2 protein-coding genes are annotated in these 793 nt (G+C 73.3%); both read right to left on the bottom strand.

What is annotated here, in order from left to right:
- The coding region (tsaB, locus tag QAA18_RS04065) for a tRNA (adenosine(37)-N6)-threonylcarbamoyltransferase complex dimerization subunit type 1 TsaB (protein ID WP_279411197.1) at positions 1-262 on the bottom strand (262 nt) is incomplete at its 3' end.
- Positions 259-793, bottom strand: a 535-nt coding sequence (locus tag QAA18_RS04070) for a TonB family protein (RefSeq protein WP_279411199.1), incomplete at its 5' end; no start/stop codon positions are given. The genes QAA18_RS04070 and tsaB, both read right to left, overlap by 4 nt.

Genomic DNA, 793 nt, shown 5'->3' on the forward strand with positions numbered 1-793 from the left:
GCGCCAGCGCCAGCGCGATGCCCTGCGCCAGCGCCACGCCCAGGCGCACCCCGGTGAATGCCCCGGGGCCGCGCCCGACCGCGATCGCATCGATGGCGGACCTGGCCACCCCGGCTTCGGCCAGCAGCGCCTCGGCCCATGGCAGGGCCAGTTCGGCGTGCCTGCGCGGCGCGACGCCGAATTTCTCCAGCACCTGGCCGTCGCGCCACAGGGCCACCGAACAGGCTTCGGTCGAGGTCTCGAAGGCCAGCAGGGTCGTCATCTTGGCTCGCTTCCGGTGTCGTCGCTCATGGTGCCGCCAGGCATGAACTGCCAGGTCCGGACCACGTTGAGGATGTCGGGATCCTCCTCGGTCCGCGGCAGGGGCGGGTAGGGCTCGGCCAGGCGGGCGATGCGCAGGGCCGCGGCGTCGAGTAGGGGCACGCCGCTGCTGCGCACGATCTCGGCGCCTTCGACGCTGCCGTCGCGGCGGATGCCGACATTGATCACTACCGTCCCGCGCATCCGGCGCTTGCGCGCCTCGTCGGGGTAGTTGAGGTTGCCGACCCGCTCGACCCGGTCCACCCAGGTCCGCAGGTAGGCCGCCCAGGCGTATTCGCGGGTGCTGGCGGATACGAACTTTCGCGAGGGCCGGCGGGCGTAGAGCCGGGTATTGGCGCTGATTTCCGCGGCCAGGCGGGCCATGGCCACGTCCTGGGCGACGTGGCGGTCGCCGGGCGGGAGCGGGGTGGAGGCCGCCTCCGGCACGGTCTCGGGCTGCGGCACGCTGGGCTCACCGGCGGTGCTGCTCACG

Origin of the sequence: Luteimonas sp. 8-5, assembly GCF_029763755.1 — a bacterium.
Taxonomy (GTDB): Bacteria; Pseudomonadota; Gammaproteobacteria; order Xanthomonadales; family Xanthomonadaceae; genus Cognatiluteimonas.